This window comes from Mesorhizobium sp. M7A.F.Ca.AU.001.01.1.1 (assembly GCF_004022735.1).
GTDB classification, from domain to species: domain Bacteria; phylum Pseudomonadota; class Alphaproteobacteria; order Rhizobiales; family Rhizobiaceae; genus Mesorhizobium; species Mesorhizobium ciceri.
This window is the reverse complement of record NZ_RZPF01000318.1, coordinates 1-6,957: the sequence shown is the minus strand read 5'-3', so window position 1 is coordinate 6,957 and position 6,957 is coordinate 1. Positions and strand designations below refer to the sequence as shown.

General features: G+C 63.6%; 7 protein-coding genes and 1 pseudogene. 1 reads left to right on the top strand and 7 read right to left on the bottom strand.

The genetic code is table 11. The features are described from left to right. The 6 genes and pseudogenes from EN884_RS19590 to EN884_RS19565 all read right to left on the bottom strand — a co-directional run. Window positions 1–344, bottom strand: a pseudogene (locus EN884_RS19590) (ATP F0F1 synthase subunit B); the annotation flags it as partial. Between the two features lie 63 nt (window positions 345–407). Then, a complete protein-coding gene (locus tag EN884_RS19585) occupies window positions 408–632 on the bottom strand; it encodes a F0F1 ATP synthase subunit C (RefSeq protein WP_006206606.1) in 225 nt (74 codons plus the stop codon). An 85-nt stretch (window positions 633–717) separates the two neighbouring features. Further along, window positions 718–1,476 carry a F0F1 ATP synthase subunit A gene (locus EN884_RS19580; RefSeq protein ID WP_013532843.1) on the bottom strand — a complete coding sequence of 253 codons (759 nt, stop codon included), beginning with the start codon at window positions 1,474–1,476 and terminating at the stop codon, window positions 718–720. A gap of 59 nt (window positions 1,477–1,535) precedes the next feature. Beyond that, window positions 1,536–1,943, bottom strand: coding sequence for an AtpZ/AtpI family protein (locus EN884_RS19575; RefSeq protein ID WP_013532844.1), 408 nt, complete (start codon window positions 1,941–1,943; stop codon window positions 1,536–1,538). A gap of 254 nt (window positions 1,944–2,197) precedes the next feature. Beyond that, a complete protein-coding gene (locus EN884_RS19570; RefSeq protein WP_063167648.1) occupies window positions 2,198–3,382 on the bottom strand; it encodes a cell wall hydrolase in 1,185 nt (394 codons plus the stop codon). A 145-nt stretch (window positions 3,383–3,527) separates the two neighbouring features. Further along, on the bottom strand, window positions 3,528–4,817 hold the full coding sequence (locus EN884_RS19565; protein WP_128360690.1) for an MFS transporter: 1,290 nt from the start codon (window positions 4,815–4,817) through the stop codon (window positions 3,528–3,530). Window positions 4,818–4,936: 119 nt separating this feature from the next. On the opposite strand from EN884_RS19565, the gene EN884_RS19560 reads away from it, so the two are divergent. Then, a complete protein-coding gene (locus tag EN884_RS19560; RefSeq protein ID WP_013532847.1) occupies window positions 4,937–5,845 on the top strand; it encodes a LysR substrate-binding domain-containing protein in 909 nt (302 codons plus the stop codon). Between the two features lie 32 nt (window positions 5,846–5,877). On the opposite strand, the gene der is transcribed toward EN884_RS19560, so the two are convergent. Further along, on the bottom strand, window positions 5,878–6,957 hold a 1,080-nt coding region (gene der, locus EN884_RS19555; RefSeq protein ID WP_128360689.1), incomplete at its 5' end, for a ribosome biogenesis GTPase Der.

The window sequence follows — 6,957 nt, the reverse complement described above, 5'->3', positions numbered from 1 at the left end:
GTCTTGGCTTCCGCCAGTTCCTGCTCGTAGGCAGCAACGGCGGCGTCGGCCTCGCCCTTCAACCTGGCCGCCTGGTCGAGGTCCTGCGTGATGCGATCGTTGCGGACATCGATGATGCCGCCGACGCGCGGCATCACCACCCGCTTCAGGAAGAGATAGAACAGCCCGAAGGTGATCGCCAGCCACAGAAGCTGCGACGGGAACGTCGCCGGATCGAATGGCGGAAACGTGCCATGCGCTTCAGCAGGCACGCTGGTGCCGGAATGCGTGTCGCCTTCCGTCGCAGCGTGGCTGGTATCGGCTGATGGCGCGGACTCTTGCGCAAAGGCAGATGTCACGAACATGGACTATCCCCGAAATTCAGGCCCGCCGCTTGCGCGGCCGGCCTGTCCAATCTTCCCGAGTGCTCAGCCGAACAGGGCCAGAAGCGCGATGAGAAGCGAGAAGATGCCCAGAGCTTCGGTCACGGCAAAGCCGAAGATCAGACGGCCGAACTGGCCATCGGCGGCCGACGGGTTGCGCAGTGCGCCCGCCAGGTAGCTGCCGAAGATGTTGCCGAGGCCAATGCCCGCGCCACCCATGCCCAGGCAAGCGATGCCGGCGCCGATGTACTTTGCTGCTTCTGCGTCCATTTGTTCAACTCCTTTGGATCTAAAATTCCGTTGCGATTCCATCCGGCGCCAATGTTGGAAATCTTTGGGCCGGAAACTTTTGGACCTAGTGCCCTGGATGCAGGGCGTCGTTGAGATACATGCAGGTCAACACGGCAAAGACGTAGGCCTGCAGGAAGGCGACCAGCAGTTCCAGTGCCGTCAGCGCCACCGCCATCGCCAGAGGCAGGATCGAGCCGGCGACGCCAACCGCGCCGAGCGCGCTCAGGCTGACGACGAAGCCGGAGAACACCTTCAGCGTGATGTGGCCGGCGAGCATGTTGGCGAACAGACGAACCGAGAGGCTGACCGGGCGCGACACGAAGGAGATTACTTCGATCAGCACCACGAGAGGCAGCAGGAAGACCGGCACGCCGTGCGGCACGAACAGTTTCAGGAAGCCAAGACCATGCTTCATGAAGCCGTAGACGACCACGGTTGCGATCACCAGCACGGCAAGGCCGAAGGTGACGATAATGTGGCTGGTGACGGTGAAGAAATAGGGGAACAGGCCAAGCAGATTGGCGACGAGCACGAACATGAACAGCGAGAACACGAGAGGGAAGAACTTCATGCCCTGCGTGCCGGCGGCGTCGCGCAACATGTTGCCGACAAACTCGTACGCCATCTCGGAGACCGACTGAAGCCGCCCGGGAACCAGGCTGCGGCTCGACGTCGTGAGAAACAGGAATCCAGCCGCGACGATCACGGTTGCGACCATGAACAGCGCCGAATTGGTGAAAGACAGGTCATAGCCGCCGATGTCGATCGGAATCAGCTTGTTGATATGGAACTGGTGGATCGGATCGACCTTGTCAGCTGCCACGTTCAAACCCCGTCAATGCCGCGTACGGCCTCGTTACCATTACCGCACATGGTGCGCGGTCATTTCTTGTCGTCTTGGCCACGGCGCGATTTATCGCCCTGTCCAAATTCTGCCACGACGCCGGCGGAACGCATCACATTGAGCACTCCGGCGCCAAAACCAAGCAGCAGAAACACGATCAGACCCCATGGCGATGTCCCCGCCAGACGGTCGATGACCCAGCCGATGCCGGCACCCACCACCACCCCGGCGATAAACTCGCTGGAGAGTTTGAGCGCCTGACCATAACCGGCCACACTGCCCGCTTTCGCGTCGTCTTTCCCCTCGAGCCGGCCCGGCCGCCTTGTCGCAAGCGAAGCTTCAAGGTCACGGCGGCGGCGCTCAAGATCGTCGTCGCGGATGTCGGGTTCATGCTGATTGCCGCGGCCGGTTTCTCCGGTTCCGTCTGGCCCATTCTTGTCGGCCATCGCAACCCCCCTGCCCGGTCAGACCGTCACCGTCCGTCCGCTTCTAAAGTCGCCGGCAACATAGTTAGAGGGTTTGCGCCCGTCAAGCCACGGGCGGAAGTTCATTGCCATGTATTTTAGGCAATAAAATCAATGAATTACGAAGGTGCGACATCGTGCCCGCCAGGATGACGAGGATGCATGGCGCGAATCCCCCGCGCAATGGCTCTTTGATCGGCTGCGCGCCACATCAAGGATCAGCGGCTGCTCCGCACTCAGCTCCAGCCGCCGCCATAGGTCCGATAGAAGATATGCAGGCCGATCTTGGTCATCTTCTGCATCGTGCGCGCCCAGCCGGGGTGGACATATTGGGCATAGTAGTGGGTCGACGATCCGACTTCCGGAATGAAGATCTTGCCGGCGGTGACGGCCATGGCGATCTCCTGGGCGGTCTTGTAGGCGGCTGGGCTATCGATGCGCTTCTTCCTGCCGTCGCAGGCGAAGGAGAACTGGCAACGGTTGAACCAGCTGTCGTTCTGGTAGACGACGCCGCAGATCGAATTCGGATAGGTCGGATTGCGGACGCGGTTGAGGATGACCTGAGCGACAGCGGCTTGGCCGCGCACGGATTCGCTCCTCGCCTCGAAATAGATTCCGTTGGCAAGGCATGCCTGCTCCTTCTTGGAGAAGACACTCGCCGGCAGCGGGTTCTGGATCCACGAATGATCGCCCTTGGCCATCGGCGGAATGAAGCGGCCCTCATTGGGCTGCTCGTCCTGAAGCAGGGCCTCGAAGGGCGATGCCTTGGCATAGTCCGGCTCGGATTGCGCATAGGCGGTGGCCAGCACATCCGGATGGTCGTTGTTGACCAGCGCCGCCAGCATGGCCGGCACGCCGGGATCCGGCTTCTTGTCCTCGCGCGCATGGAATGCCGCGGCGATCTGGATTTCCTTGCCTTTGATCTGCGGCTTGGCGAAAGCCATTTTCAGGCCGCTGTCCATGCTGGGTCGCAGCAAGGAGGAGGTGCGCTCGAAGATCGAGCCGGCGTTGAAGTTCTTCGGGGGTGCGACGGGAGACATCTGGACGATGCGCCCTTTCTTCTCGGCGCGCACGACGCGGTCCTCATCGGGCGTGGCGCTGACCTTGCCGCCCTTGCCGCGAAACGACACGTTGCCGACACCGGCCAGGTGGACGCCCGATCCGGAAATGGAGCCGGTGACATCGGAATCGACAAAGGGCATCTCGGCCGCGTGGGTCGAGCCGGCGACGGATTTCTCGACATAGGAATTCCAGCGCGTGCTCGATGCTTCGAGGCCGGAAACGAGGCTCGTCATGTCCTGATAGGCGGCGACGGTCGGAAAGCCGATCCAGATGCCGAAACCGATGACGAGCGGACCCAGAAAGCCACGTTTTCTCTCACCGGCGGCGGCAACCAGCCGCTTCAACACACGTCGATGCACGGAACTCTCTCCAGGAACGCTACAGACCCCACTGGAGAGCAAAATGATGCATTAACCTTGATGGGACGTTAACGGATTCGATCGGGTTTTCCCGGTCGGCCCGAGGTCGTGGTTGCGAAGTCGGGCGATTTTGCGGCCGGACCATTCAGGCCGGGCGCAGGAAGATCGGCCGGGCGATCAGCGCGCAGATGGCGGCCGCCAGCCAGACGCCGGACCAGGACCAGAGGTGCAAGAGCCCCGGAATGGCCACCGGCACCAGGAAGAAGCCGACGAAAACAAAGGTGTTGGCAAGGCTGAGCGCGGTTCCGACATGGCCGGCGCCGGCAAGGGTGGCAAGCTCGGTGTAGGCGACGCCGTGCCAGGCGGAGACAGAGATGCCTGCGACAATAAGCACGACCGGAAGAACCGCCGACCAGATGAGCTGGCCGCCCGGAATGGTTGGGCCGAACAGGACCAGCAGCCAAAGCATGGCGAAGGCAAGGGCGCTGAACGCGCTGCACAGGCGAAGAAATTGGCGGCGGTTGCCATAACGGTCGGTGAAGCGGCCGCTCCAGATGCGCATGACCATGGCGCTGATCTGCACCGCGGCGAGGCTGGCACTGATTGCCGCCGTTCCCAACCCAACGAAGTCGTGCAGGAATACGGAGGCGAAGGTGAGCACGGCCACCTGCGGAAAGCAGAGCAGGCCGATGGCGGTCGCGATACGCCAGACGTCGCGATTGCGCAGCGGCGCCGGTCCGGCCACAGCCGAAGCGGGATGGCCCTCGCCCGCCGTCGGCGGCTCGTGCAGCCAGCGCCAGGCGAACAGGGCAGACAGAGCGGATGCACCCGCCAGGACTCCGAACACCGCGGCAAAGCCGAAAGCCAGCGCAAGCGAGGGCAGCACGAGCGCGCCAAGGCCGCCGCCAAGCGGCACCGCCGTCTGCCTGATGCTCATGGCGAAGCCGCGCTCGTTTTCCCGGAACCAGCCCATGATGGCGCGGCCGCTCGAACCGTTGACGCTGCCGCCGAGCAATCCGGTGATGAATAGGCTCGTGGAGAGCAGCGTGACATCGGGAGTACCGGTCCTTGTCGGCACGACCAGCATCGCCATGACCAGGAGCCACGCCGCCGTCGCGCCGAGCCCGATCAACAGCACGCGGCGGTCGCCCCAGCGATCGGTGAGCAAGCCCCAGGGCAGTTCGCTGAGCGCGACCCCAAGCCCGAGAAGGCCGAGCGCCAGACCGAGTTCGGCATTGCCTAGGTGATAGCCCTGGCGAAGAACGACCGCCGTCGCCGGGATGCCGGAGAACGTAGCCGAGAAGGCGGCATTGGCGGCAACGCCGATGCCCAGGACTTTCCAGCGATGGCCCGGCGTGAACGCCCTCCCGGTGGAACCGGTATCTTCCAGAAGTTCCGACGGCTGCCGGTCGGTGCAATTGACAATGGCGGACATGACTTCATTTCCCGTGCTGGCCAGCGGTCCGGCCTTGACGATCTGTCCCTACCGCCATAATTTCGTCCTGAAAATCAGGAAGTTTTGAACTTACAATCCTGAAAATCGGGACTTCCAACATGCGACGCGTGACATTCGACCTCGACGTCCTGCGCAGTTTCGTCACCGGCATGGAGCTGGGTAGCTTTGCCAAGGCCGCTGACCGGCTTGGCCGGTCGACGTCGGCGGTCAGCGCGCAATTGAAGAAACTGGAAGAACAGGCGGCGACGCCGATCTTCCGCAAATCAGGACGCGGCCTCGCTTTGACCGAGGCAGGCGAGACCATGCTCGGCTATGCGCGCAGGCTGATCGAATTGAATGACGAGGCGGCATCCGCCATCCACGGTGTCGAGCTGGAAGGCTGGGTACGGCTCGGCTTGCAGGAAGATTTCGGCGAGGCGGTGCTGCCGGACGTGCTCGGCCGATTTGCCCGGGCGCACCCCAAGGTGAAGATCGAAGCCAGGATCGCACGCAGCCACGACCTTGCCGAAAGGGTCCTGTCAGGCAGCCTCGATATCGCGCTCGCCTGGCACTGCGGCGAAACGCTGCCCTACAGCCAGCATGTCGCCGATGTGCCGATGCGCTGGATCGGGCCGGCAAAGCGTATCGAGACCAGCCTGCGCAACAGTGAGCCGCTGCCGCTGGTGGCGCTCGAAGCGCCATGCCTTCTGCGCACGGTGGCAACCGAAACGCTCGACCGCGCCGGCCTGTCGTGGCGGATGGCCTTTTCCAGCCCGAGCCTTGGCGGCATCTGGGCAGCCGTGGCGGCGGGGCTGGGGCTGACAATCCGCACCGACATCGGCCTGCCGGCCAGCGTCAGCGCGATGACGCCGGAGATCGCCGGGCTGCCGGCATTGCCCAAAATGGCGTTGGTGCTGCACCAGAAGGATGCTGAACTGGATCCGGTGGCAGCGCGGCTGGCCGACATATTGCTGCAGGCGGCGTTGCAGGCGCTGCCACGGGACGAGCGGTTGAAGGAGGTCGCTTAGACAGCCGGAACAGGTATCCAGCGCCCGACCGCTTATTTACGCTTGTTCGACCTGCCGGCGAACGGATTGTCCGACGTGCGCAGCGCGATGCGGATCGGCACGCCGGGCATATCGAAGGCTTCGCGCAGGCTGTTGGAGAGATAGCGGACATAGGATTGCGGCATCGCATCGGGCCGCGAGCACTGGACAACGAAACCCGGCGGCCGGGTCTTGGCCTGGGTGACGTATTTGACCTTCAGCCGGCGCCCTGCCACGGCAGGCGGCGGATGGTGTGCCAGGATGCCTTCCAGCCAGCGGTTGAGCTTGCCAGTCGAGACGCGGCTGTTCCATACCTTGTGGGTCCTGATGACGGCATCCATCAGCTTGTCGAGGCCGCGCCCGGTCTCGCCGGAGACAGGTACGGCCTGCAGGCCGCGCGCCTGGGGAAGAAGCCGTTCCGTCTTCTCGCGCAGTTCGGCCAGAAGCTCCTGGGGATGGTCGATCAGGTCCCATTTGTTGAAGGCGATCACCGGCGCCCGGCCTTCCCTGATGATCAGGTCGGCGATCTGCAGATCCTGCTTCTCGAAGGGAATGGTGGCGTCGAGCACGATGATGACGATCTCGGCGAAGCGGATGGCGCGCAGGCCGTCCTGCACCGACATCACTTCGAGCTTTTCGTGAATCCTGGCCTTGCGGCGCATGCCGGCCGTATCGAACAGCTTCAGGCGGCGGCCATGCCAATCCCAATCGACCGAGATCGAATCACGGGTGATTCCGGCTTCCGGTCCGGTGAGCAGCCGCTCTTCGCCGATCAGCGCGTTGATCAGCGTCGACTTGCCGGCATTGGGACGGCCGACGACGGCGATGCGCATCGGTTTGGTGTCGTCATAGGTGTGCTCGGCATCCGGATCGGCGATATCCTCGCCGATCAGCACCTCGCCGGCAGCGATCTCTTCGTCTTCGCCATCTTCGTCTTCGCCGAAGGCGCGCGCTTCGCCGAGCGCGCCGATCACGGCGTCGCGCAAATCGGGCATGCCCTGGCCATGCTCGGCCGAAACCGGGATCGGCTCGCCCAGGCCGAGCTCCCAGGCTTCCAGCATACCGCCCTGGGCGCCCTTCGCCTCGGCCTTGTT